A 24,565-nucleotide genomic window follows, 5' to 3' on the forward strand; every position below is an offset into this window, starting at 1 on the left:
GATTCGAACCGCTGTACGAGGTTTTGCAGACCTCTGCCTAGCCACTCGGCCACGGTACCTTTTTGTTAATGCGAATGCAAAAATAGCGAATATCTTTCCTAAATGCTGGCCATAATTAAAGATTGCCGGCTACAGTGCCACATGCACAACATTCTTTGTCTGAAAATATTCTTCATCAAAATAATCGGAAATGGGATAAACCATTACCCGCGCACGCTTTGGCAGCGCCCGCAACTCATCACTCAGGTCACCACCTTTGAGATAGAGGACGCCATTATACAGATGATTAAAAGAGGCTGTAATGATCTTGTCGCGGACAAGGTTGCAGAACTCCGGAAGCCGTGTAACTGCCCGGCCTGTAATGAAATCGAATTCATCCTCAACCTGCTCCACCCTCGTTTGCGCTACCTCAACATTGCCAAGTTCCAGGCGGGCCACCAGGTCTTTGGCCACCTTCACTTTTTTACCAATTGAATCTACTAAAAGAAAATGGCTGCCGGGGAAAAGTATGGCCAGCGGCAAACCGGGAAAACCGCCTCCTGTGCCCACATCCATTATTGTAGTGCCACCCTTGAAACTAATAATACGGGCAATGGCGAGGCTGTGCAGAATGTGCCGCTCCATCAGGTTCTCAATATCCTTGCGGCTTATCAGGTTGATCTTTTCGTTCCATTCCTTAATGCCGGTTTCGAGCGTCTGCAATTGCTGTTGCTGTTTGTCCGTAAGGCCGGGAAAGTATCGGGTTATTTTCATGTGCTCACCAGTTGGATGGCTTTCGGCTCACCATCATAAACAACCCTAACAGCGGGTAGAGAAACAATTGGAAAAGTATATCCAGCAACATCACCCACCAGGCCATGAACATCATTTTCAGCTTTTTAAGTGATAAAACAATAATGACAGCCCGGCTGAGGAAAACTCCGCCAAAAATGGCAGGCACGATATAATTCTGCGGATCGGCCACCATGACCGCAGCAAACAGCGCATAAAACAGGAAATTGATCCACCAACTCATCAGCAGGATCGCCCGGTGCTTTTTACGATAAAACTTTCCACTCGTAAGGTGCCGTCTTTTCTGGTACATCCACTGCGAAAAGTTTTCCTTCGGTTCGCTCAGAATATGGGTTTCGGGGCAAAGTTCAATAGCTACGTTCTCCTTGGTGGCGTGCTGATTCACGAAAAGATCATCATCCCCGGAAGCAACGCCAAGATGATTGGCAAAGCCTTTCCCACTGAAAAATAGCGAGCGCTTATATCCCATATTACGACCCACGCCCATATAGGGCATTCCGGCCAGCGCAAAGGAAAAATACTGGAATGCCGTGTGGAATGTTTCATATTGGATCAAAGTATTGATCAGATTTCCTTTTCGCATGTAGGGCGAGAACCCAAGCACTATGTCCTTTTCCTGTAGATTGCGTTGCATCAGCTTCAGCCATTGTTTGTCTCGCGGACGGCAATCAGCATCTGTAAATAGCAGGAATTCGTGATTGGCCCTTTTGATGGCCAGGGTCAATCCCAGCTTTTTCCCCTTGAAGTCGTGAATATGCTCCTCTACCTGAACCACCTGAAGGTGTGGATATTTCGCGCTGAGTTCTTCCAATAGTTCACGGGTGTTGTCAAAGGATTTGTCATTTACCACAATTACCTCGTAGCTCGAATAATCCTGCTCCAGAATGAGGGGCAAATACCTGCTCAGATTCCGGGCCTCGTTCTTTGCACTGATAATTACCGAGACGGGCATTTCTCGTATCTGCGTATCGCAATCTACTTTGAACAGCGGCAGCCTGATGAAGAAGAAAAACAGAAAGATAAGTTCAGCAACCGAGACAACAAAAAATGCGATTTCGAGGATTTCAGGCCAGTTCAGCAAGGGCATAGCGTATAATTTGCAGCAAAGCTAAAGCAAAAGCCAACCGCAACGATTGAAGAAATCTCCCAATTATTTACGAGCGCCTATCTCCTGTCGGTGTCATATTTTTGAAGCAATGGATTTAACAATTCTCCGCGTCCTGTTTCTGATGTTCGTCTTGGCTTCCCCATCCCTGTTGTACTGCCAGTCTCCGCATCCCGATACCTTGAGTCTGCAATTACAGGAGGAGGATGTTTCTCCAACTGATACCGGCTATCATCCGGGCCGTGCAAGGCTGATAGCGGTTACCGGAGTTGCCCTCTATGCCGGAACGCTCATCGGGCTTAACGAACTATGGTACAAGGATTTTGGCCGTAGCCGATTTCATTTATTTAATGACAGCCGCGAATGGCTGCAAATGGACAAGGCAGGACATGTGATTACCGCCTATCACGAAAGCTTGCTTGCCTATAAAGCCTGCAGGTGGAGCGGAGTGTCTGAAAATAAGTCCGCCTGGATCGGTGGCATTGCCGGTTTTGTACTTCAAACTCCCATTGAAATACTGGACGGCTTCTCTGAAAAATGGGGCTTTTCATTGAGTGACCTGGCTGCCAATGCCGCAGGTTCCGTTATTTTTATTTCGCAGCAACTGGCTTGGCAGGAACAAAAAGCTGTGCTCAAGTTCAGCTTCTCACCCACAAAATATGCACAGCATCGCCCCAACACCCTGGGAGACGGACTGATGCAGGAAATGCTGAAAGATTACAACGGGCAAACCATCTGGCTCTCCGTTCCGATTGCCGAATTCACTCCGAAGAAATGGCAAGTGCCGCCCTGGCTTTGCTTGTCAGCCGGATATGGCGCTGAAGGCATGATTGGCGCCATAGCCAATCCTGCCGAAGTGAATGGAAATCCTGTTCCGCCTTTTCCGCGCTACCGCCAATATTATCTCAGCCTGGATGCCGACCTGGCCGGCATTGAAACAGGAAGCAAAACATGGAACACGGTTTTGGATGTAATTTCTTTTATTAAAATACCGGCTCCTGCTTTGGAATTAAATAAGGAGGATGGAATAAAAATGCATCTTTTACAATTTTAATAAATTTTGAATTTATAATTAACCATTTTATTTTTAGACTATAAAGACACACTAAATGATTCCCGTCTGGTCAAAAGGCCAGGAATTGGTTATTAGTCGTCCGTGGGTTTGGAGCCCTCTGACGGCTATACAGTCAGGGGGAAAAATAAGGTTAGGTTGCTTTTATTTTTCCTGTTACTAAGGTTTTTAAAAAAATGAAAATAAGACCAGGACTACTCGCTTCAGTACCTGTTCATCCTGCATTAATTTCATTAAAATAACAGTATATCCAAAATTATAAATAAAACTCCTTATTGAAAATTTATAAACAGAATTAAAAAATCCTGTTCAGTCATAAAATTCTAACGCTTATTGCTGTTGGACGTTCAGCTCTGGTAACACATCCTCCGTTGCGTTTTCTGGTTTGATAAATAAACTATCCTCCATGTTTATGAAAGAAATGCTGCCAAGCCTGAGATGAGACAGGGCTTTTGTTACGTCCGCTTTCTCATTCCATTCCCACAACCTCCATTCCGTGGCAACCGGAATTTTATTGACCATCACAAACTCATCGTATATTAAAGCGTGTGGATCATCCTCAGCATTCTCTTCCGGCTTACCATAGGTTACGATGTAAGCCAATGCTTTTAATCGTTTCGTTTCCTGATCCATGTATGCAATGTACCAGTCATCCGGGGTATCACCTACTCCTTCATCAAAGGTCAATTTAGCAGCAGGAAGTTCGGCTCCCTGCAAAGTACGGGTTCCAAGATCCGTCAAATGTGAGCCGGGATCGTTGAGCTTATAAGGTGCAGCCAGGAAGTAGGGCCACGTGAGCAAATGGAACCTTGCCTTTTGAAAACCGGTATCCGGCACCACCCACGCCTTTTCGCCATCAAATACAGCAATGCTGCCGTTGTCCAGTTCAAACCGTGATTTACTGCCGTTCGTCTCCATATACATCCACCCTGCGAACCGAACTTCTTCGCCTGAAAAATAAGCTATCCGTGTTTTTAGCACCTGCTCTTGTTGCCATGCTTCCTTCCTGTGTGCTTCCTCTATGGGATCAGCCCAGGCCCTGCCGTCAGCAGCAGCCGGAACCTTGTTATCGCCACCCCCGGCATCACAGGCCGTAAGCGCAATGAGCAATCCGAACCAAACATTTTTTATATTCTTCATACTATTTATTAAAGCAGATAGAGTGGAACAAAGATACTCGCTCCCGTTCCTTTGTTCCGTGCCGGGAACTTCGGGAGGCATTCTTTGAATCAAAACTATTTGTTACCATTGTATTTAAACGGGCTTGGCAGCTACAGGTCATTTTCGATCCTTTTTATCACTATATCAGGTTGTTGAAATTCCCGGGAAGAAAGCCTGAGAATGAAAAGTGCTGGTATCAAAATATATTTAGAGGAAGATGAAGAAAAGATGGTTATCACAGGTACTGATCCTTACGGTTCTGTATATAATCTTCGGTGGCATCTGGATTTTAATATCTGATCAGATGATGGCGGAAGTTTTCATTGATCCTCAAATGCTTATAAGCGGCCAAACGCTTAAAGGACTGTTTTTCATTGGTGTTACGGCCCTGCTGTTCTTCATAATTATCTCAGCATACCAGAGAAGAATTGATGCTATGAAAAGCCTCCTGGATAAGAAAAACCGGGACCTTAAGATATTCTTTGATCGAATGTCTCATGATTTGCGTGGGCCGGTAGCCACTATTCTTGGTCTTACAAACGTTGGAAAAAATTTTACGGAGAAAGAGGACGTCCTGCATTTATTGGATCGGGTGGAACTGACGGCAAAAAAATCGGACAAAATCATTCAGGGACTTATAAAACTTACCGCTATCCTGGACCGGGAGGTGAGTCCTGAAATTATAGATGCCAGAACACTTATAGATGAGATCATTAAAGAAGAAAGACTGAGAACGATGGAGCAGGACTGGCCGGAAGTGCATAAAAAAATTCCCGCCATTGCATTTGAAACCGATAAAAAGCTGCTCTCATTTGCCCTGCATGAGATTATCAAAAATGCGATTTTGTATCAAAACAAAACGACAGGCCATGAGGTAGATATCAGCATTAAAGAGGTAAAGCGTAAACAACTGATCATCACCATTTGCGATACTGGCATCGGAATCAGCGCGAACCAGATGAAAAGGGTTTACGACCTCTTTTATCGCGGCTTGTCCAGCAAAGGGGCAGGAATAGGATTGTATACGGCTAATATGGCCATTGAAAAACTGCAGGGCAAACTGAATCTTGAAAACCGGCAAACCCAGGGGTCGGCTTTTACCATTTGGCTCCCCTGTCGCATCCATTCCCTTCAGTAATGCCCATCACTTTGCTCCGGCTCCGTCCCTACACCTTACTTTTGTCCTGTTAAAATCAAGACAAAAGACACATGGAATATCGTACTGAAAAAGACAGCCTGGGTGAAGTTAAAGTGCCTGCCAAAAAATACTGGGGGGCACAAACCCAGCGATCAATAGAAAATTTTAAAATTGGTGGCCAGCAAATGCCAATGGAAATTATTCGTGGATTCGCCATTCTCAAAAAGGCGGCTGCACAAACGAATGTTGAACTTGGTGTACTCTCTCAGGAAAAGTCAGACCTGATCGGCAAAGTTTGCGATGAAATACTCAAAGGGAAGCATGACGAGCAGTTTCCGCTGGTGGTGTGGCAAACCGGCTCCGGAACGCAGAGCAACATGAATGTGAATGAAGTGATCGCCAACCGGGGCCACGTGTTGCAGGGCGGTGAACTTTCTGATACGGGTAAAGTGCTTCATCCAAATGATGATGTAAATAAGTCGCAATCCAGCAATGACACTTTCCCTACGGCTATGCACATTGCCGTGTACAAAATGGTGATGGAGACCACGATTCCCGGGCTCAGAAAATTACGGGACGCGCTGAAGAAAAATGCCAGAGATTTTGACAACATCATTAAAATAGGGCGCACTCACTTTATGGATGCCACGCCTCTCACGCTGGGCCAGGAGTTCTCAGGATACCACTCGCAGGCAGAGCATTCGCTCCGCTGCATTGAGAATGCATTGCCCCACGTGGCCGAACTTGCTTTGGGCGGCACAGCCGTGGGCACAGGATTAAATGCCCCAAAGCACTATGACAAGAAAGTGGTGGCGCGCATTGCCCGTCTGTCAGGATACGACTTTGTACCTGCGGAAAATAAATTCGAAGCACTGGCTGCTCATGATGCGATGGTGGAAATGAGCGGAGCTTTGAAACGCGCTGCCGTTGCGCTGATGAAAATTGCCAACGATATACGAATGTTAGCCTCCGGCCCGCGCAGTGGAATCGGGGAGATTATTATTCCTGCAAATGAACCCGGATCTTCCATTATGCCGGGAAAGGTAAACCCCACCCAGCCGGAAGCCATAACGATGGTTTGCGCACAGGTGATCGGTAACGATACGGCAGTAACCATAGGAGGAATGAATGGCCAATTTGAGTTAAATGTCTTTAAACCTGTGATAGCTTTCAACGTGCTGATGAGCGCCCGGCTTATTGGAGATGCCTGCGTTTCATTCACAGAAAATTGTGTGGCGGGCATAGAGCCTGACGAAGCACGCATAGACCAAAATCTGCACAATTCGCTCATGCTGGTGACTGCGCTTAATTCTCACATCGGCTACGATAAGGCAGCCCAAATAGCCAAGAAGGCGCATCAGGAGGGAACTACCTTAAAAGCAGCCGCCACAGACCTGGGCATTCTTACAGAAGAGGAATTTGATAGATATGTGGATCCTGCAAGGATGGTGGGGAGAGATTAGAGGATCGAAAAGCAATTTTATCATTAGCAGGGAAATCCTGTGAATACATTACGAACTATGCGTCTATCAGCCTTAGATCGTACGCGTAACGCATGTAGTTGTAAAAGTAGTAGAGTAAAAATATGACCAGGAAAATAAAGGCCTCCCAGCGGTCCAGCTTAAAGTTTTTGCCTGTAAACATGGCCGTCAGCAGCAGGACGCTGGCTCCCAGCATTATATACATATCCACATTCATCACGGGGTCATAAGCCAGGGGGTGAATTATAAGGCTGACGCCCAGCACCAGCAGGATGTTGAAAATAGTGGAGCCTACAATATTGCCGACTGCGATATCACTTTTCTTCCTGAAAGCGGCCACTGCCGAGGTCGCCAGTTCCGGCAGGCTGGTGCCGGCAGCTACGATGGTGAGAGCAATTATCTGCTCGCTCATCCGAAAGTGGCGCGCTATGGTGATGGCACTATTCACCACAAGGTCTCCGCCCCAAATCAATCCGCCCAGGCCAAGAATGCAGTACATAGCCGTTTTCCAGCGTGAAAGCATATCCACCGGATCTGTTTCGATGGCATCATCCTGGGCAATGTGAAAAAATTCGTAAAGGTTGAAGATGATAAAAAATACGACCAGGGCTATTCCTTCAGCGAGGCCGAGAATATTGGAGCGGATGCCAAACCAGCTATACTGATTCACCAGGAAGAGCAAAAGCAGGACAGCAAAGAGCATAAATGGAAACTCGCTTTTTACGGTCCTGGATTTCACCGCCAGCGGATAGATGAGGCCGCTGATGCCAAGAATTGCAAGCATATTAAAATTATTGCTTCCAATGACATTTCCAAAAACAATATCACTGCTGCCTTTTCCGGCTGCAATAATGTTTACTACAAGTTCCGGGGTGGAAGTTCCGAAAGCCACTACGGTCATACCGATTACGATTTCGGAAATATTAAAGCGTTTGGCAAGTGAGGAGGCACCCTTTACAAGCCACTCGGCTCCTACCAGCAACAGGACCATACCACCAACGAAAAACAGGATGTTCAGAAATACCGGCACCTAATGGTTTATATTAAAGAGTGAATAATTTACAACTCAATTTCTGAATGACGCCTCACTTTATCCTTCAGGCTTTCCTTGAATTTTATGAGATGGTCTGCAACTTCGGGTTCCGAGGTAGCGACAATTTGAGCAGCCAGGATCCCTGCGTTTCGGGCGGCATCCAGCGCTACTGTGGCTACCGGCACACCTTCAGGCATTTGCAGGATGGACAACACTGAATCCCAGCCGTCCAGGCTTTTGGCCGATTTGATGGGCACTCCGATTACCGGCAAATGCGTCAGAGAAGCCACCATGCCCGGAAGATGCGCTGCCCCTCCTGCTCCGGCTATGATCACTGACAGGCCGCGTTCCGCAGCCGATTTTGCATATTCAAACATCATCTCCGGTGTGCGATGGGCAGAAATTACCCGTATCTCATGGCGCACCCCAAGTTCGGTGAGCACAAAGGCAGCATCCTGCATAATATTGAGATCGCTTCGGCTGCCCATTATAATTCCTACTAACGGATGGTTCATACTAGTACCTTTAAGATTTTCTTGATTTGTTGTGCCTTTTCATGCGCTTCTTTCACGCTCAAATCTACTACTGTTACATGGCCCATTTTGCGTCCGGGCCGGGTTTCATTTTTCCCATACAAATGTAGTTTCACTCCGTCCATTTCAAGCGCCTCTTTAATGCCATGATAACTGGCCACACCTGAAACTTCCGGCTCCCCCAGCAAATTGATCATAACGGCCGGCATCATTAAGGAAGGGTTGCCCAGCGGCAAACCCAGGATAGCGCGTAGCAACTGCTGATATTGCGAAGTATGGCAGGCTTCAATGGTATGATGGCCGCTGTTGTGCGGGCGGGGCGCGCATTCATTTACCAGCAGTTCTCCGTTTTTATCAATAAACATTTCCACTGCCAGAATACCCACAATCCCTAATTTATCAGCAACATCCTTGGCCAGGGTTACCGCCTCCTCTTGCTGCTTTTTGGTAATGTGGGCCGGAGCCACCAGGTATTCCACCAGATTGTATGCAGGATGAAATTCCATCTCCACCGGATCAAATGCCTGCATGTGTCCCTCAATATCCCGCGCTACAATTACAGAAATTTCCTTCTCAATATCCAGCATCGCTTCCATTACGCTCGGCTCCTCAAATGTATCCTCAAAGTGTCCTTCTTCATAAATCTTAAATATGCCCCGACCGTCATATCCTTCCCGTCTTAATTTTTGTACATAAGGCATCTTTTCTCCAAACTCTTTTACTGAGGGCTTTCCTTTAATTAAGACAAAAGGTGCCGTTGGGATCTTATGCTTCTGATAGAACTGCTTCTGTTCGCCTTTGTCCTGAATGATGCGGATAACGGATGGTTGCGGATATACAGGGGTTCCTTCCTTCTCCAGTTTTTCGAGTGCCTCCACGTTCACATTCTCAATTTCAATGGTAATCATGTCCACTGATTTTCCGAACTGATAAACAGTATCGAAATCCTGAAAACTGCCTTTGGTGAAACGGCTGCAGATACGGCTGCAAGGCGCATTGGCAGCAGGATCCAGCACATCTGCAGTAATATTGAGATCAATGCAGTCCTGAATGAGCATTCGTCCTAGCTGCCCTCCTCCCAAAATGCCAAGCCTGAAGCCGCCAGAAAAGTAATTCTTCATAAAATTCCCCCGCCTTTTGTGATTGATGGATACGCGGCAAATCTAACTGAATAATGGCATTATAATCCGGTTGTTCATAATGTCCACCTGGTCTTTTCATATTCTGAAAACAGCTCATTTTTGAAACTAAATGTTTTTAAACAATCCAAGAATATTGGCGTTTTTCAACTAACAATTTCTCTCATGCAAACCAACTTAAAAATTCAGGTATTATGTCAAAAATGAAAAATCTTGAGGATTTATTCCTCCACGAATTAAAGGATCTTTACAGCGCTGAAGATCAATTGGTTGAAGCACTTCCAAAAATGGAAAAAGCAGCGACCGACAACCAGTTAAAGCGTGCTTTCAGCGACCATCTTGAGGAGACAAAGCGCCACAAACAACGCCTTGAGGAAATAGGCGAAAAACTCGGTCATAAACTCACTGGCGAAAAGTGCAAAGCAATGGCCGGCCTGGTGAAAGAAGGCGAAGATATGATTGATGAGGATGCTGAAGCCCGTGTAAAAGATGCCGGGCTGATCGCTGCCGCACAACGGGTAGAGCATTATGAAATTTCTGGATATGGCACAGCGCATCACTTTGCTATGGAACTCGGCCACAATGACTTGGCTGACCTCCTGAACCAAACGCTTAATGAAGAGAAAAACGCTGACCAGAAGCTGAACAACCTGGCTACCCAGCGCATCAACCAAAAAGCTGAAGCATAAACTTCCTTCAACTTTGCATGTTGAAAAGCCCGCAGACCTTACTCTGCGGGCTTTTTTATGAAACAAAGAAATTGGTAAATATCAGCGGGCATAGCCGGTAGCGAATATTTTCCAGCCATCCCAAACTATTTAATTTTGACCGCCATGTATGGAAAAGAAAAACTGAGTGGCTGGCGGCTCCGGCTCCATGTTATCATCTTTGAAGCAGATACACCGGCAGGAAAATTCTTTGATCTGGCCTTGCTAATAGTGATTCTGCTTAGTGTTGTTGCAATCATGTTAGAGAGCGTGGAGGAGATCAGAGCCGAATACGGCACAACCCTCCGGGTAATTGAGTATTGTGTTACCGGCCTTTTTACCATTGAATATATATTAAGGATAGTGAGTACCGGCAAGCCCTGGCGATATATCTTCAGCTTTTTCGGCATTGTGGATATGATCTCCTTCCTGCCTACTTATCTCAGCTTTTTCCTGGTGGGCTCGCAGTTTATGCTTGTGATCAGAGCCATTCGCCTCTTACGTGTATTCCGGGTGCTGAAACTCACCCGCTATTTAGGAGAAGCCGCAGTATTAAGAAGGGCCTTAAGCAACAGCTTCGAAAAGATTATCGTCTTTTTAGGGACAGTTCTGGTGCTGACGGTTATTATCGGAGCAGCCATGTACCTCATTGAAGGTCCTGAAAATGGATTTACCAGCATTCCAAAAAGTATTTACTGGTCCATCGTTACGCTCACTACGGTAGGATATGGAGATATTTCTCCGCAAACGGTGCCGGGACAAATGCTTGCTTCCATTGTAATGTTGATGGGATATGGAATTATTGCCGTACCTACGGGCCTTGTTAGTGTGGAATATTCGCGCGCCTTTCAATCCAGCATTAGCGCTGAGACCTCCTGCCAAAATTGCGGGACAGCAGAACTTCCGGCTGATTCTAATTTTTGTAAAAGTTGTGGCCATCCTATAAACCACTAAATTACTCCGATAATTCCCAGCCCCACATTCTTCTTTTATTCAATATATCCGATAGCTTTTTGAATTTGCTTTTGTTCATACATTTTTATCCTCGTCCAGCGCAATCGCTTTCTATTTTTATTCTTCCCCCCACGCTCTGATTTATATTTATTGAAAATATAAAATGTAAAATGATTTCTGATAAAGTTTCTTCCGGCTCATCCCGTTGTTGCGGGAGGCTGCCGTGGTAATAAAAGCCGAAAATATCGTCTCAGACACACCATATTCCCGTTCAGAAGAATAAGTGAATGTTTGCGCAACAATAAAGTACCTGATGTAAGTTTTGGTACTATATTTCTGCTATTTAAATAATTAATTTTTTTTAATGCTGCTCCGGGAATCTTAATAATCTGAAATTGTTTTAAAAGAAAAATTCTTACAGCCGCAATGAAGCATACGAATTTAGTATTCCACAGGAAGGTTCGGCCAGTAGATTTGTGTCATAAAATAAAAGCATACTGACGTTATGGGAAAAGCCACACCTACCATATTCCCCAATTCAACCACCCGGCAATTCCGGCCTGCAACCGGAGATAATTTACCTGAAACTGCAGGAAAGGAACCGCTGATTATTGATGACCAGTATATAACTAAGGAAACGGTGCTTAACAAGCGGGGCGTAGGCATTGATTATATTATTACTCAAAAACTGATGATCAGTTCTCGGCTGATCATTGAAGAAGGCGTGGAAATCTGCTTTACCAAAAATGCCGGAATTGAATTTCGTGGCAATGGTAAATTAAAAGCCCAGGGCAGCGCCACAGCTCCTATAATTTTTAGAGGCGCAGAACCTGATCATGGTTTTTGGCGGGGAATATATTTTAACAATGATACTTCAGGAAATATTCTGGAGCATTGCCATTTGCTGCATGGTGGGGGTAGCAGTTTTGACGGGCTTGAGGTCCATGCCAACCTTCGGCTGAAGTCGGGAGCAGAAGGCGGGGGAATTGCGCTCAGCCATTGTACATTTAATGAAAGCGGAGGTGATGGTATACACATAGGCTCCGGAAACTATAACCTCACCCGGTTTAATAATAATACCATGCAATATAACCTGCGGGCTCCGCTGAGCCTTGAAGCCGGCTTGTTAGGCGTGCTGGATGGACTCAATTCCGTTTGCGGATACAATGGATTAAATTGTGTGGAAGTGCGGGGGGGCCGGGTATTCGGAAAATGCCAGGTAAAGGATGCCGGTATTCCTTATTTATTCAAGGATATATCAATGATCGGATACGGTTCCACTTCAGCATTCATGACTATTGCTGAAGGCGTGGAAATAAAATTTGCAGGCGATGCAAGGATTGTGGTGACCTCTATGGGCAGTATTCAATTGCAAGGGTCTAAGGACGATCCGGTTCATTTCGGCTCATCCGAAAAAAAGAAAACAATCCCTGTCAAAGTACACCCCTTGGATGCCGGACTGATGCTGAACTTTTACTGGTATGCCCTTCAACCTGCTGTGCTGGTTACAGCCCTCAACCTGGGATATGTGAAAAAGCCAAGCTTACTTTCCGGTTCTCCGGATCAAATGGTAGTGATAGGCGGTAATCTAAATGAGTCGTCACATGCAGCGATTCCCGCCCGGCTGAAGCGGGGCCGTAAATATCGCCTGGCCGGGTAATGCTGCCCTGGCCGAACAAGTCTTCTCTTCTGACATAGCCCGTTCCCCGTTCATCCGGGTCTTATTCCCGTTCGTTCTATTCCCTGTTTAATTTAGCCTTATAAAAGTTCATATTTGCCAGCAGATAAGGGAAATTCTCTTCCCGTAGAAAATGCAGTAAATAATGAGGCTATTAAAATTTAGAATATATAATTATCGAAAATGGCGGTTGCTGCTTCTCCTCATGTCTTTTTTCTTTGGGGCTACAAGCTGCTATTATGATAACGAAGAGGAGTTATATCCGGCTACCGGCAGCAATTGCGATACTACAACCGTGAGCTTTGTCAATGATATTAAGCCGATCCTCGTAACGAGCTGTATACGGGCCGGATGCCACGCCAGCAGCGCTCCCGCAGTTGGAATTTCTCTCGAAAGCCATAGCGGTGTAAAAGCCGTTGCTGAAGACGGACGATTGGCTGCCGCTGTAACACATAGCGGTGCTGCTGTTCCCATGCCTTATAATGAGCCTAAACTACTCGATTGCCAGGTGAATACAATTATTGCCTGGGTAAATCAAGGTGCCCTAAACAACTGACGACTCCCCATGAACTACAGGCCAATTCTTTTCATGCTTTCCCTGTTTCTTCTCTCTAATATCCAGCTATATGGCCAGGAAGATCTGATGCAAATGCTGGAAGAGGAAGAGGAGGAAGAAACCGTTTATACTTATGCTACTTTTAAATCCACTCGCGTGGTGAATGCACATTCCCTGGAAAATGTAGGTGGAGGCGTATTGGATTTTCGCATATCCCATCGCTTTGGCCGGGTGAATTCCGGAGCCTACGAATTCTTTGGTTTAGATGGCGCACAGATCAGGCTGGGACTGGAATATGGCCTGACGGACTGGTTGATGGTTGGCGTAGGGAGGAGCAGCTTTGAAAAAACCTATGACGGTTTCGTAAAAGGTAAGCTCCTGCGTCAAAGCACAGGCAAGAAAACAATGCCCATTTCGCTGAGCTGGTTTTCCAGCATCGCAGTTAAAACCATCCGGTGGCCGGAGCCTGACCGGGAGAATTACTTTAGTTCCCGGCTGGATTTTACCCACCAGATTATTTTCGGGCGAAAAGTCAATGAAAACTTCAGTTTCCAGATTTCACCCACGCTGGTTCACCGGAACCTGGTTGAGAATACCCAATTACAGAATGATGTCTTCGCCATAGGAATCGCGGCCCGGCAAAAGCTCACGCCCAGCGTTTCCCTGAATGCGGAATATTGGTACGTTCTGCCAGATCAGATAGCCGATAACAAAACCCAATCCCTCTCCTTTGGATTTGATATAGAGACGGGCGGCCATGTTTTCCAACTTCATTTTACCAATTCTCCCGGAATGATCGAACGCGGTTTCATCACAGAAACAGAAGGCGATTGGTTATTAGGTGATATCCATTTCGGTTTCAATATCTCCAGAGTTTTTACATTGGTATCAGAAAAATAGCTGCAGACTTTTATCCCTAGCCATTTTTCCACTGGAATTTTAGCTTTCTTTTAATCTCAGTGGTTTCGTAATCCCATTTATTATTTAATTTAATACTGAATATCAGGATGAAAACTCATCGACCGGGAGAGTCTACCTGTCTGAAATTTTGAAGTTGAAGTTCAATTTACACTAAAGAGGCCGGGCCTTTTAAATTTCTCACATTTCTAAAACCCGGGGTTCAAAAAAATTTTAGCCCTTTTTATCTCCGAATAACCATTTTCCGAATTCGAGACAGAATTCCGGGCCAGTCAGAAGCAGGTTAGTCAGGATTTCTTACAGTGGCAAGCAGAAGGCATTTTCCGAGTTGCGGAGACTGTACTCATCTTAGACATTTGCTCTTGTCAAAACGATAACAGAACAAGGTTTTTTAAATACAAGAAACAGGTTTTCATAGGTTTGTTTTTGGGTTGGTTGGGGAGATAGCCGCACCGGGATTCTGGTGCGGCTATTTTCTGTTTACACCCTGGCAGTGCTGCACTGCTTGCAGAATTGGATTGTATAGCTCTAACTTTGGCCCTCTAAAACATCCCAACATGAACGTCCATCAATTTTATGATGAAGGTCTTGCTCACGCATCATACGCAGTTGTGAGCGAGGGAGAGATGGCGGTAGTTGACCCTGCACGGGATCCGCAACCATACCTTGATCTTGCAGAGAAATTGGGCGCAACGATCAAAGCCGTAATTGAAACCCACCCTCATGCAGACTTTGTAAGCAGCCATGCGGAACTGGCCCGTAAAGCAGGAGCTAAGATCTATACAAGCAAGCTTGCCGCGCCCTCCTATACTTTCACCGGCTTTGACGAAGGAGACGCGTTGCATATTGGCAATGTAACCTTCAGGCCGCTCAACACGCCCGGCCATTCGCCTGACAGCATCAGCGTGGTACTATATGATGACGGCAATTCGGCATACGGAGTATTTACGGGCGATACACTGTTTGTGGGGGATGTAGGCCGCCCGGATTTACGCGAGGCAGCGGGAAACCTCCGGGCAAAGAAAGAAGAACTTGCAAGCCAGATGTATGACAGCCTGCGCAATAAACTCATGCGGCTTCCAAGAGAAACGCGGGTTTATCCGGCTCATGGCCCCGGTTCGCTTTGCGGAAGGGCTATGGGGAATGAGCGAACCAGCACAATAGGCAAAGAAGTTTCTCAAAATTATGCGTTGCAAGACATGCCCCAGGATGACTTCGTGAAGTTGCTCCTGGAGAATCAGCCTTTTATGCCAAAATATTTTGGGTATGATGTAGAGGTAAACCGGAAAGGGGCAAAGGATCTGGAAAGCAGTATTCAAAATGTCCACAAGGAAAAGCCAGGATATCAACCAGAAGATAAAATCATAGTAGTGGATGGAAGAAATCAATCATCATTTAAGGCGGGACATTATCCCAACTCAATCAATATACCTGACGGGCTCAAGTTTGAAACTTGGCTGGGAAGCATCATAGAGCCGGATGAGGAATTTTATCTGACGGCAGAGGATGACAATGCCATCAACACTCTAATCCGGAAGGCATCTAAAATCGGCTATGAGCAAAATATAAAAGCAGCTTTCATTGCCAAACCCGCAGAGCCCGTTAAAAGCGCGCATCTCAACAAAGAAGAATTTGATCGTAACGAAGGCAATTACACCATCCTTGATATTCGAAATCAACCCGAAATAGATGAAGGAAAAATTTTCGAGGAGAGTCTTCACATTCCATTGCACCAGTTGAGGGAACGAATATCAGAGATACCATCAGATAAGCCAATAGTGGTACATTGCGCAGGCGGTTACCGTTCGGCAGCCGGGGCCAGCATTCTGGAAAATACGCTTAATGTCCCTGTGTATGATTTGGGTGAAAGCATTCGTAACTATTGATCATCAAACATCCATCAATATACTATACGTACAGATTTGTCGGCCTGCCCAATAGCAAGGCCTTCATGATTAGTGAACTACCGAATAAGCCTACTTTTTCACAATTAAACACCCAAGAGCAGGGAAGGCCATATTAAATAAAGCCGGTGTTGTTTTTCTTTTCAAATCAGATAGATTTGCACCTGTTTTTCCGAGGCATTCTCCTCTTACAAATTCGTCATTTTATTCTATGAATATTCTGAGCCTGAAGAAGAACGGGATGATAAGACCGCTGATCTTACTGCTGCTGTTCTTACCCGTTTTATCTCAAACCACCTTAGCCCAGGACGTAGCTGCCGGGGAGAAGCTATTCCAGCAAAATTGTACGCAATGCCATAAGTTAGGCAGCAAACTCATTGGTCCTGACCTGCTAGGGGTCAATGATCGTCTTGAGGAAGAATGGCTTATACGTTTCATCCACAACTCGCAGGAAGTTATTAATAGTGGCGATGAATACGCTCAGAACCTCTTTGAGCAATACAATAACGTGCTGATGCCCCCAGCTCCGCTTGATGATAATGAAATTCGATCGGTGCTGGCATATATTGAAAATGAAACGACTACAAGGGCACAGGCCACTGCTGAAACAGCGGATATTCCTGGACAGGGAGAGGTCACGTCTAAATCTGATCTGTCATCAGATATGCTGTTTCAGTTTCTGATTGCAGCCATCATCCTCGTTTTACTGGTGATTTTTGGCCTTACATTGAGCATCCTCCGCAAGGTCATGGCGCTGAATGATAAAAAAGCCATGATGGAAATTGATTGGCAAACGCTGAGTCCGCGTCTTTTGCTGGCTTTTCTCATTATCGGTCTTTGTGCAACTGCTTATGAATTTATCGTACACGGAGCGATGACGTTGCCCGTAGCCTCCTCGGAACACGGAGTTGAGCTTGACCTGCTTTTCAACATTACACTTGGAATAACGCTGCTGGTGTTTTTGATAACACAGGTTCTCCTATTCTACTTTACATATAAGTATGGCAGGACAGAAAAGAATAAAAATAAAAAGGCGCTGTTTTATCCGGAAAACAACAAACTTGAACTTTTCTGGACATTGGTTCCTGCCGTGGTCCTATTTGTACTGATATTCTTCGGATTCCGTACCTGGCAGGAAATTACGGATTCACCTGAAAAGCCGGAAGTAGAAATTGAGATCTTCGCCTACCAGTTTGGATGGCAGGCGCGTTATCCCGGGCCTGATGGCGTTCTGGGCCGCAGCGATTTCCGGCTCATTTCAGTGGACAATCCGCTGGGCCTGGATTTCGAGGATGAAAATGCCCAGGACGATAAAATTACTTCTGAATTGCATTTGCCAGTGGACCGCGAAGTCCTTTTCAAATTCAGGGCAAGGGATGTAATTCACGCAGCTTTCTTCCCGCATTTTCGCGCACAGATGTATTGTGTACCCGGAATGCCCACCCAATTTAAGTTCCGGCCCACAGTAACCACAGAAGAAATGCGCGAACTGGTGGAAAATGAAGAATTCAATTATGAACTGGCCTGTAACCAGATATGTGGTGCAGCGCATTTTAATATGCGCATGGAGATTTTTGTTGACGAGCTTCCCGAATACGATACCTGGGTAGGTGAACAATCAGCATTTTACTCAACATATCAGAATTCTGTTGAGGACGGCACAGCCTCAATAGCACCGGTTTCGGTTACCCCTATAAAATAACAGATTCTCAGTAAATTAAGGAAAAAGATCATGGCGCAAACAGCGGCTATTCACACTGAAGAAATACATCACCACGAGCATTCGCATCATAAAGAGACTTTCATTACGAAGTACATCTTTAGCCAGGATCATAAAACCATTGCCAAGCAATACCTCATCACAGGTATCGTCATGGGTTTTATTGGTGGTTTTCTCTCAGTTCTTTTCAGAATGCAGCTTGCCTGGCCAGATGATACCTTTCCCTGGCTGGAAATAGTGCTGGGAGGTTGGGCTCCCGGAGGACGAATTGATCCTAACTTCTACATGTCCCTGGTCACCATTCATGGTACCATCATGGTGTTCTTCGTACTTACCGCAGGACTTTCAGGCACTTTTTCCAACCTGTTGATTCCGCTGCAATGCGGAGCACGGGATATGGCTTCGCCCTTTCTGAATATGCTGTCTTATTGGCTCTTCTTCCTTTCCTGCGTTGTTATGCTTTCCTCATTTTTAGTGGAGACTGGGCCTGCTTCAGGAGGTTGGACCGTTTATCCTCCTCTTAGTGCTTTGCCTGCAGCCATGCCCGGATCCGGAATGGGAATGACCTTATGGCTCTTCTCAATGGCGCTCTTTATTGCTTCAGTACTTATGGGCGGCCTTAATTATATAAGTACTATTCTGAATATGCGGACTAAGGGCATGAGCATGACCAAACTGCCGCTAACCATCTGGGCTTTATTCCTGACAGCGGTTCTGGGGCTTCTCACCTTTCCAGTACTTTTTGCCGCTGCCCTGCTGCTTATTTTTGACCGCACATTAAACACTGCCTTTTTCCTTTCCGATATATGGATTAATGGTGCCCCGCTCATAGATCAAACCGGGGGCAGTTCAATTCTTTGGCAGCACCTGTTTTGGTTTCTCGGCCACCCGGAAGTATACATTGTAATATTACCGGCATTTGGAATTACTTCCGAAATATTGTCAATACAGTCGCGAAAGCCGATTTTTGGATACCGGGCTATGATCGGATCATTGCTGGCCATTTCACTCCTCTCTTTTCTTGTATGGGGCCATCACATGTTCGTTACGGGAATGAATCCATTCCTGGGTTCTGTATTCCTGTTTACTACACTGTTAATTGCAATTCCTTCTGCGGTTAAAGTATTTAACTGGCTTGCTACGCTATGGCGCGGGAAAATTGATTTTTCATCAGGAATGCTCTTCTCAATTGGAGTGGTTTCTCTGTTTATATCGGGCGGGTTGACTGGAATTTTTCTTGGAAATGCAGCCGTGGACATCCCCCTGCATAATACCTATTTCGTAGTAGCTCACTTTCATATTGTGATGGGAAGTTCAGCAATCTTCGGAATGTTTGCCGGAGTATATCATTGGTTTCCGAAGATGTTCGGGCGAATGATGAACAGATCACTGGGTAGCCTTCACTTCTTCCTCACCTTCGCTTCTGTTTACATGGTATTTTTCCCCATGCACTTTATTGGAATTGGTGGAGTTCCCAGAAGATACTATTCCTTTACTTCTTTTGATTTTGCCAATATCTGGATGGACCTGAATATTTTTATTACCCTTTCTGCGATCCTTGGATTCGGGGCTCAGTTTATTTTCCTTTATAATTTTTTCCATAGTATTTATAAAGGAAAGAAGGCTTCACGCAATCCCTGGAAAGCCAATACGCTGGAATGGACAACACCATTAAGACCAGGACATGGAAACTGGCCAGGCCCTATTCCTGAAGTGCATCGCTGGCCTTATGATTACAGCCATCCTGATACGAAGCTGGAATATATTCCGCAAACTATTAGCGATGAAGACCTTGCAGCAGGAATTGACTATGACAGCGAATCCTATGACCCGATTAAACATACCACTTCTCCTTATGCAGAACGATCGGATTATATAGTGGAGGAGCATGAGGAAGAAAGGGAAAAAGGAGAATAATGTCCTCCTCCTATCATAAAGGTACAGTTTATAAGAAGCTGGGGCTTATCACACTGTTCTTCCTCTTCGGCCTTATTTTGATTGGCGGAATAGTACGAACTACAGGTGCTGGTATGGGATGTCCTGACTGGCCGCAGTGTTTTGGTATGTGGATACCACCTACAAACGTTTCTCAACTCCCTGAAAATTATCAGGAAATATATAAAGATCACGGATACGCTTCAATGGAATTTAATGCCGTCAGGACCTGGACAGAATATATAAACAGGTTGTTTGGAGCACTCACGGGCTTGTTCATACTCGCCACACTCATAGCCTCCTTTCCTTATCTTAAGCGGGACAGCACCGTCTTCTATCTTTCCCTTGCGGCTTTCCTGATGGTATGTTTTGAAGGATGGCTGGGTGCCAAAGTTGTAGCTTCAAACCTCGCTCCCAAGATGGTTACCATTCACTTGCTTGTGGCATTTCTCATTGTGGCCACGCTTATTTATGCATTATTGAGGGCTTATCATTTGCCTCCAAATTCTCTGAGCAACACAGGAAGTGGTCAATATAAAACCATTCAACTTATTGCTATTCCGGCTATCGTTGTTACGCTGGTCCAGGTGATTATAGGAACGTTCGTAAGGCAGGAAGTGACGGAGCTTACCCATCTCCTTCCTTCTGCAGAATCCTGGCTTGTTCAAAGTGCAGCAACTTTGCCTTTGCACCGCTCCCTTGCCTGGCTCGTCATTGCTACCAATGGTTTATTGATCTACATGATCATCAAAAAATTCGGGTGGAAAGGAGAAATAATTTGGGCAGCCGTAGGTGTATGCCTGGTAACTGCAGCCCAGATCTTGACAGGAATTCTGCTCACCTACTTTGGATTCCCTCCCGCAGCTCAGGCACTGCATATTTTACTGGCAGCAATGCTTTTCGGTTTTCAAATATGGATTTTAGGAATCGCAAGCCTTGCCATCCGGTACAATGAAGTTGAAAGGAAAAGTTTAAAATTTGAATTTTCACTAAAATAAATGATCTTTCAAAAAACATATCACACACATGCCCTACCCGGAATTTATCTCCGGCAAAAACTGTCGGATTACGGCCAGTTGGTAAAATTCCGCCTTACCGTCATGGTGATCTTCTCCACTTTTGCCGGCTTCCTTTTAGGATCAGGCTTACAGGTGGACTGGTTTCAACTCATAATGATTCTCGTGGGAGGATTTATGATAGTTGGCGCTGCAAATGGCATCAACCAGATCATAGAGCGCGATGCTGACAAAAAGATGAGGCGGACGGAAAACAGGCCCCTCGCTCAAAACAGGCTGGCCGTCTGGGAGGCCGCAGTATTTTGTATAATCCTGGGGCTGAGCGGTGTGCTGCTGCTGGGTTTCGTTCATAATCCGCTTACAGGCTGGCTTTCGTTTGCTTCCCTCGTCCTTTATGCATTTGTTTACACACCCTTAAAAAAGCACTCGCCCATTGCCGTTTTTGTAGGTGCCATTCCCGGAGCTTTGCCCCCCGCCATCGGATATGCTGGCGCCACTGGCTCCATTGACGGAATTGCGATTTCTTTGTTTCTTATTCAGTTTATCTGGCAATTCCCGCACTTCTGGGCAATTGCCTGGGTGCTTCAGGAGGATTATCAGCGGGCGGGATATAATCTTCTTCCTCTGGGGGGCGAAAAAAACAGGCGGGGCGCATTTCAGATTGTAATGTTTTCGATGTTGATCATTCCGGTTAGCATTTTACCGGCAGTACTGGGAATAGGAGGAGTAGTTTCGGCAATAGCAGGTTTAGCCGGAGGAATATATTTGCTGGCGCGGAGCATGGTATTATTCAGAAGGCTGGATGACCCCTCAGCACGGAAGCTGATGTACGCTTCCTTTATTTACATTCCTGCCGTTTTTCTCATCTTTATTCTGGACAGATTTTTCATTGTATAAAAAATGGTTGAAGCTAAAATATTGCAAGGCGAAAAGAGAAACTATATCGTCCATCCGGTAAGATTCAACTTGTGGCTTTTTCTTGTGACTGTAACCATGCTATTTATGGCCTTCACAAGTGCATATATCGTCAGGCGCGCAGAAGGGAACTGGCTCTATTTCGATCTACCCATTCTGTTTGCAGTTACCACGGGCATTATCGTATTCGCCAGCGTTTTATTGCAGGCAGCCGTTTATGCCGCCAGGAAAAATGAGTTGGCCTGGTTGAAAATATTGCTCTGGGGAACAACACTTTTCGGCCTTGCATTCGTAACGGGGCAATTCTTAGCCTGGCAGGATTTGGTTGCGAATAAAATTTTTGTTTCCGGAAATGTTGCGGGTACCTTTCTTTATATAATTTCGGGGCTTCACGCCATTCACGTTGTGGGAGGTATTGTTGTGCTGGGCGCAACCTTGTATTCAACCTATCATTACAAAGTACATTCAAAAGAAATGTTGAGGATAAGCCTTTGTACTACGTACTGGCATTTTATGACGATACTTTGGGTTTACCTTTACATTTTCCTCTTGCTTTTCAGATAAGCTTAACTAAGATCAGAAAGAACGAAACAATATGTCAGCAGAATCAACAACAATTCCTAAAAACGTCTCGCGATGGAGCGGAGGCATAGTCCCAATGGGATCGAGTTACGGGAAGCTCATGATGTGGTTTTTCCTCCTCTCTGATGCCTTTACATTTTCCACGCTGCTCGTCACGTACGGATTCATCAGAATCGGGAGTGAAAAGTGGGCTAATCCGGAAGCGGTTTTTAAGGATGTTCCCTTCATTCATGGCGTAGAACTGCCATTGGTTTTTGTAGGAATCATGACCTTTATTCTCATCACAAGCAGCGTTACTATGGTGCTGGGAGTAGAGGCCGGCCATAGGATGGACCGGAAAGCGGTTGAAAAATATATGCTGCTGACCATATTGGGTGGCGCTGCCTTTTTAGGATGCCAGGCTTGGGAATGGTCTCACCTTATTGTTGGAGGAACCACTATCTACGGCAATCCATGGGGAGATTTGATGTTTGGCCAGTTGTTTTTTATCATCACTGGGTTTCATGGATTTCATGTTTTTAGCGGCCTTGTCATCCTATTTATTGTTTATTTAATGGTGAAAAATAAAACGCTGGAGAAAAGAGGCCATTATGAAATGGTGGAAAAAGTAGGTTTGTACTGGCACTTTGTGGATTTGGTGTGGGTATTTGTCTTTACATTGTTTTACTTAATCTAAAGATTATTTAAGAAGAAAAAATGAGCGAGCATAACGAGCACATGGAAGCAGTTGAAGCCGGAATTCATAATCCGGAATCAAATACATCTGAAATATGGAGAGCCTTCTGGATTTTGTTGGGACTTACGGTTGCTGAGTTTCTCATAGCACTTGCCTTGCCTGATTCGATTAAAGAAGCGATAGGTGGCAAGCCTACTATAGATGCTATTTTCCTGATCCTTACCGTTTTTAAAGCTTTCTATATTGTAGCGTATTTCATGCACCTGAAGCATGAAAAAATATCACTGGTTTATTCGATTGTGGTACCCATGATCTTTGTTTTGTACCTGATCGCGCTGCTGATTTATGAAGGCTCAAATTATTTGGATTGGGGCATTATGAACCGCTAGATGGACAGAAAGCGAGCATACCTGCTCCTGGTAGTGTTTCTGGTTTTTATTCTTCCAGTTCTCATAATTTTGATCTTGAAAACAGGAAAGACTGAATATAAAAACCTGCCGGTATATGGTAGTCAAACATTTGATCCCAACACCAGAGATAGCATTTCACACAAAGTCCCTCCCTTCAGCCTGAAAAATACATCAGGCCATCCATTTAAATCTGAAGAATTAAACGGATCGGTATACGTGGTAAGCTTACATCCGGTTCATTGTGATGACACCTGTAGAAAAGTCCAGGAACAACTCTTGCGAGTCCAAAACTCTTACACTCATATTGAAAATGTGATGATCGTAAGCCTGTTCCCGAAAGACGGATCAGCCAGCGGATCAGAAAATTTCGCTTTACAAAACGAAATTGACACGCAGCGCTGGAAATTGCTGACAGCCAATTCCGATGAAATAAATGACTTATGGGAGCAAGGTTACCTGCAGGAGGAAGCAGCGCATCAAAATCTTGTACTTACAGATCAATATGGCAGAATAAGAGGGATTTATGATGGCACGCAACGAGAAGAGGGTAAACGCCTGATGGATGAAATAAATCTATTATTAAGGATGGATGGAAAGTAAACCTCTGATCAGAGAAAAATTCTGGTTTTTTATCATTGCAGTGGTTTCAGTTTTGGTGGTTGGCCTCGTTGTGCTTTTGATCTTACGTGCCGAGCAAATCGATCAATTCCATCCTGATATATACATTCTTCCAAAACTCAATGCCATATTAAATTCTGCTACATTCGTCATGCTGCTTGCCGGCTTTTTCTTCATAATGAAAAAAAACATCCGGTATCATCAATATTGCATGGTCACTGCATTAACCCTTTCGGTATTTTTTCTTGTATCCTACATAATCTATCATTCCAATGCACCTTCCACTAAATTTGAAGGTGAAGGAACTATACGGGCGGTTTATTTTTTCCTGCTTTTAACGCACATTGTTCTCGCTGCCGTTGTTGTTCCCCTTGCGTTGCTCACGATCTTTAGGATATGGAATTTGCAAATACTACAGCATAAGAAGATTGCCAGATGGACGTTGCCGATCTGGTTGTACGTAAGTGCCACAGGCATCATTGTTTATTTAATGATTAAACCTTACTATCCGGTTTGAGAAAA

General features: G+C 45.1%; 24 protein-coding genes. 18 read left to right on the plus strand and 6 right to left on the minus strand.

Features of this window, described 5'->3' with window-relative positions; translation table 11 throughout:
* Positions 1-129: 129 nt before the first annotated feature.
* Positions 130-753: a 16S rRNA (guanine(527)-N(7))-methyltransferase RsmG gene (gene rsmG / locus WD077_12055; protein ID MEX0967965.1), complete on the minus strand. Its 624-nt coding sequence runs from the start codon at positions 751-753 to the stop codon at positions 130-132.
* 4 nt (positions 754-757) lie between these two features.
* Positions 758-1,879 (minus strand): glycosyltransferase, encoded by a 1,122-nt coding sequence (locus tag WD077_12060; GenBank protein ID MEX0967966.1) that lies wholly within the window; start codon positions 1,877-1,879, stop codon positions 758-760.
* Positions 1,880-1,988: 109 nt separating this feature from the next.
* On the opposite strand from WD077_12060, the gene WD077_12065 reads away from it, so the two are divergent.
* Positions 1,989-2,951, plus strand: coding sequence for a DUF2279 domain-containing protein (locus tag WD077_12065; protein MEX0967967.1), 963 nt, complete (start codon positions 1,989-1,991; stop codon positions 2,949-2,951).
* Positions 2,952-3,299: 348 nt separating this feature from the next.
* Here WD077_12065 and WD077_12070 read toward each other — a convergent pair whose 3' ends face one another.
* A complete protein-coding gene (locus WD077_12070) occupies positions 3,300-4,109 on the minus strand; it encodes a hypothetical protein (GenBank protein MEX0967968.1) in 810 nt (269 codons plus the stop codon).
* Between the two features lie 238 nt (positions 4,110-4,347).
* Between WD077_12070 and WD077_12075 the strand changes: the two genes are divergently transcribed.
* Both WD077_12075 and fumC read left to right on the plus strand, forming a co-directional pair.
* Positions 4,348-5,268, plus strand: coding sequence for a HAMP domain-containing sensor histidine kinase (locus WD077_12075; protein ID MEX0967969.1), 921 nt, complete (start codon positions 4,348-4,350; stop codon positions 5,266-5,268).
* A gap of 71 nt (positions 5,269-5,339) precedes the next feature.
* Entirely contained in the window at positions 5,340-6,731 is a 1,392-nt protein-coding gene (gene fumC, locus WD077_12080) for a class II fumarate hydratase (GenBank protein MEX0967970.1), read from the plus strand.
* A gap of 55 nt (positions 6,732-6,786) precedes the next feature.
* Here the strand turns inward: fumC and WD077_12085 are convergent, their stop codons facing one another.
* Genes WD077_12085 through WD077_12095 form a run of 3 tightly spaced genes read right to left on the minus strand, consistent with a single transcriptional unit; the run spans position 6,787 to position 9,436 of the window.
* Positions 6,787-7,779 carry a calcium/sodium antiporter gene (locus WD077_12085; protein MEX0967971.1) on the minus strand — a complete coding sequence of 331 codons (993 nt, stop codon included), beginning with the start codon at positions 7,777-7,779 and terminating at the stop codon, positions 6,787-6,789.
* A 29-nt stretch (positions 7,780-7,808) separates the two neighbouring features.
* Complete coding sequence (purE, locus tag WD077_12090) at positions 7,809-8,297, minus strand: 5-(carboxyamino)imidazole ribonucleotide mutase (protein MEX0967972.1); 489 nt, start codon at positions 8,295-8,297, stop codon at positions 7,809-7,811.
* Positions 8,294-9,436: a 5-(carboxyamino)imidazole ribonucleotide synthase gene (locus tag WD077_12095; GenBank protein MEX0967973.1), complete on the minus strand. Its 1,143-nt coding sequence runs from the start codon at positions 9,434-9,436 to the stop codon at positions 8,294-8,296. Before WD077_12095 ends, purE begins: the two co-directional genes overlap by 4 nt.
* Positions 9,437-9,657: 221 nt before the next feature.
* Between WD077_12095 and WD077_12100 the strand changes: the two genes are divergently transcribed.
* From WD077_12100 to WD077_12170, 15 genes are all read left to right on the plus strand, one after another.
* On the plus strand, positions 9,658-10,143 hold the full coding sequence (locus WD077_12100) for a ferritin-like domain-containing protein (protein ID MEX0967974.1): 486 nt from the start codon (positions 9,658-9,660) through the stop codon (positions 10,141-10,143).
* Between the two features lie 144 nt (positions 10,144-10,287).
* Positions 10,288-11,115 carry an ion transporter gene (locus WD077_12105; GenBank protein ID MEX0967975.1) on the plus strand — a complete coding sequence of 276 codons (828 nt, stop codon included), beginning with the start codon at positions 10,288-10,290 and terminating at the stop codon, positions 11,113-11,115.
* A gap of 505 nt (positions 11,116-11,620) precedes the next feature.
* Positions 11,621-12,775 (plus strand): hypothetical protein, encoded by a 1,155-nt coding sequence (locus WD077_12110; protein MEX0967976.1) that lies wholly within the window; start codon positions 11,621-11,623, stop codon positions 12,773-12,775.
* A 163-nt stretch (positions 12,776-12,938) separates the two neighbouring features.
* Positions 12,939-13,349: a hypothetical protein gene (locus WD077_12115; GenBank protein ID MEX0967977.1), complete on the plus strand. Its 411-nt coding sequence runs from the start codon at positions 12,939-12,941 to the stop codon at positions 13,347-13,349.
* 9 nt (positions 13,350-13,358) lie between these two features.
* Complete coding sequence (locus WD077_12120) at positions 13,359-14,249, plus strand: DUF5777 family beta-barrel protein (protein ID MEX0967978.1); 891 nt, start codon at positions 13,359-13,361, stop codon at positions 14,247-14,249.
* A 575-nt stretch (positions 14,250-14,824) separates the two neighbouring features.
* A complete protein-coding gene (locus WD077_12125; protein ID MEX0967979.1) occupies positions 14,825-16,153 on the plus strand; it encodes a rhodanese-like domain-containing protein in 1,329 nt (442 codons plus the stop codon).
* A 229-nt stretch (positions 16,154-16,382) separates the two neighbouring features.
* A complete protein-coding gene (locus tag WD077_12130; protein MEX0967980.1) occupies positions 16,383-17,873 on the plus strand; it encodes a cytochrome c oxidase subunit II transmembrane domain-containing protein in 1,491 nt (496 codons plus the stop codon).
* A gap of 30 nt (positions 17,874-17,903) precedes the next feature.
* Positions 17,904-19,808, plus strand: coding sequence for a cbb3-type cytochrome c oxidase subunit I (locus tag WD077_12135; protein MEX0967981.1), 1,905 nt, complete (start codon positions 17,904-17,906; stop codon positions 19,806-19,808).
* Positions 19,808-20,824 carry a COX15/CtaA family protein gene (locus WD077_12140; protein ID MEX0967982.1) on the plus strand — a complete coding sequence of 339 codons (1,017 nt, stop codon included), beginning with the start codon at positions 19,808-19,810 and terminating at the stop codon, positions 20,822-20,824. The genes WD077_12135 and WD077_12140 overlap by 1 nt, the downstream gene beginning before the upstream one ends.
* Positions 20,825-21,739: a heme o synthase gene (gene cyoE / locus WD077_12145; GenBank protein MEX0967983.1), complete on the plus strand. Its 915-nt coding sequence runs from the start codon at positions 20,825-20,827 to the stop codon at positions 21,737-21,739.
* Between the two features lie 3 nt (positions 21,740-21,742).
* Positions 21,743-22,321, plus strand: coding sequence for a cytochrome c oxidase subunit 3 (locus WD077_12150; protein ID MEX0967984.1), 579 nt, complete (start codon positions 21,743-21,745; stop codon positions 22,319-22,321).
* A 31-nt stretch (positions 22,322-22,352) separates the two neighbouring features.
* Positions 22,353-23,015 carry a cytochrome c oxidase subunit 3 gene (locus WD077_12155; protein ID MEX0967985.1) on the plus strand — a complete coding sequence of 221 codons (663 nt, stop codon included), beginning with the start codon at positions 22,353-22,355 and terminating at the stop codon, positions 23,013-23,015.
* Positions 23,016-23,035: 20 nt separating this feature from the next.
* On the plus strand, positions 23,036-23,404 hold the full coding sequence (locus WD077_12160) for a cytochrome C oxidase subunit IV family protein (GenBank protein ID MEX0967986.1): 369 nt from the start codon (positions 23,036-23,038) through the stop codon (positions 23,402-23,404).
* 75 nt (positions 23,405-23,479) lie between these two features.
* Entirely contained in the window at positions 23,480-24,025 is a 546-nt protein-coding gene (locus WD077_12165) for an SCO family protein (GenBank protein MEX0967987.1), read from the plus strand.
* Positions 24,015-24,560 carry a DUF420 domain-containing protein gene (locus tag WD077_12170; GenBank protein MEX0967988.1) on the plus strand — a complete coding sequence of 182 codons (546 nt, stop codon included), beginning with the start codon at positions 24,015-24,017 and terminating at the stop codon, positions 24,558-24,560. The genes WD077_12165 and WD077_12170 overlap by 11 nt, the downstream gene beginning before the upstream one ends.
* Positions 24,561-24,565: the final 5 nt, after the last annotated feature.

It is taken from the genome of Bacteroidia bacterium, assembly GCA_040880525.1.
Taxonomy (GTDB): Bacteria; Bacteroidota; Bacteroidia; order CAILMK01; family JBBDIG01; genus JBBDIG01.

Excerpts from the sequence above, each read along its gene's own strand:
- rsmG (MEX0967965.1), bottom strand. The coding sequence starts at position 753 with ATGAAAATAACCCGATACTTTCCCGGCCTTACGGACAAACAGCAACAG.
- WD077_12060 (MEX0967966.1), bottom strand. The coding sequence starts at position 1,879 with ATGCCCTTGCTGAACTGGCCTGAAATCCTCGAAATCGCATTTTTTGTT.
- WD077_12065 (MEX0967967.1), top strand. The coding sequence starts at position 1,989 with ATGGATTTAACAATTCTCCGCGTCCTGTTTCTGATGTTCGTCTTGGCT.
- WD077_12070 (MEX0967968.1), bottom strand. The coding sequence starts at position 4,109 with ATGAAGAATATAAAAAATGTTTGGTTCGGATTGCTCATTGCGCTTACG.
- WD077_12075 (MEX0967969.1), top strand. The coding sequence starts at position 4,348 with ATGAAGAAAAGATGGTTATCACAGGTACTGATCCTTACGGTTCTGTAT.
- fumC (MEX0967970.1), top strand. The coding sequence starts at position 5,340 with ATGGAATATCGTACTGAAAAAGACAGCCTGGGTGAAGTTAAAGTGCCT.
- purE (MEX0967972.1), bottom strand. The coding sequence starts at position 8,297 with ATGAACCATCCGTTAGTAGGAATTATAATGGGCAGCCGAAGCGATCTC.
- WD077_12095 (MEX0967973.1), bottom strand. The coding sequence starts at position 9,436 with ATGAAGAATTACTTTTCTGGCGGCTTCAGGCTTGGCATTTTGGGAGGA.
- WD077_12100 (MEX0967974.1), top strand. The coding sequence starts at position 9,658 with ATGAAAAATCTTGAGGATTTATTCCTCCACGAATTAAAGGATCTTTAC.
- WD077_12105 (MEX0967975.1), top strand. The coding sequence starts at position 10,288 with ATGTATGGAAAAGAAAAACTGAGTGGCTGGCGGCTCCGGCTCCATGTT.
- WD077_12110 (MEX0967976.1), top strand. The coding sequence starts at position 11,621 with ATGGGAAAAGCCACACCTACCATATTCCCCAATTCAACCACCCGGCAA.
- WD077_12115 (MEX0967977.1), top strand. The coding sequence starts at position 12,939 with ATGAGGCTATTAAAATTTAGAATATATAATTATCGAAAATGGCGGTTG.
- WD077_12120 (MEX0967978.1), top strand. The coding sequence starts at position 13,359 with ATGAACTACAGGCCAATTCTTTTCATGCTTTCCCTGTTTCTTCTCTCT.
- WD077_12125 (MEX0967979.1), top strand. The coding sequence starts at position 14,825 with ATGAACGTCCATCAATTTTATGATGAAGGTCTTGCTCACGCATCATAC.
- WD077_12130 (MEX0967980.1), top strand. The coding sequence starts at position 16,383 with ATGAATATTCTGAGCCTGAAGAAGAACGGGATGATAAGACCGCTGATC.
- WD077_12135 (MEX0967981.1), top strand. The coding sequence starts at position 17,904 with ATGGCGCAAACAGCGGCTATTCACACTGAAGAAATACATCACCACGAG.
- WD077_12140 (MEX0967982.1), top strand. The coding sequence starts at position 19,808 with ATGTCCTCCTCCTATCATAAAGGTACAGTTTATAAGAAGCTGGGGCTT.
- cyoE (MEX0967983.1), top strand. The coding sequence starts at position 20,825 with ATGATCTTTCAAAAAACATATCACACACATGCCCTACCCGGAATTTAT.
- WD077_12150 (MEX0967984.1), top strand. The coding sequence starts at position 21,743 with ATGGTTGAAGCTAAAATATTGCAAGGCGAAAAGAGAAACTATATCGTC.
- WD077_12155 (MEX0967985.1), top strand. The coding sequence starts at position 22,353 with ATGTCAGCAGAATCAACAACAATTCCTAAAAACGTCTCGCGATGGAGC.
- WD077_12160 (MEX0967986.1), top strand. The coding sequence starts at position 23,036 with ATGAGCGAGCATAACGAGCACATGGAAGCAGTTGAAGCCGGAATTCAT.
- WD077_12170 (MEX0967988.1), top strand. The coding sequence starts at position 24,015 with ATGGAAAGTAAACCTCTGATCAGAGAAAAATTCTGGTTTTTTATCATT.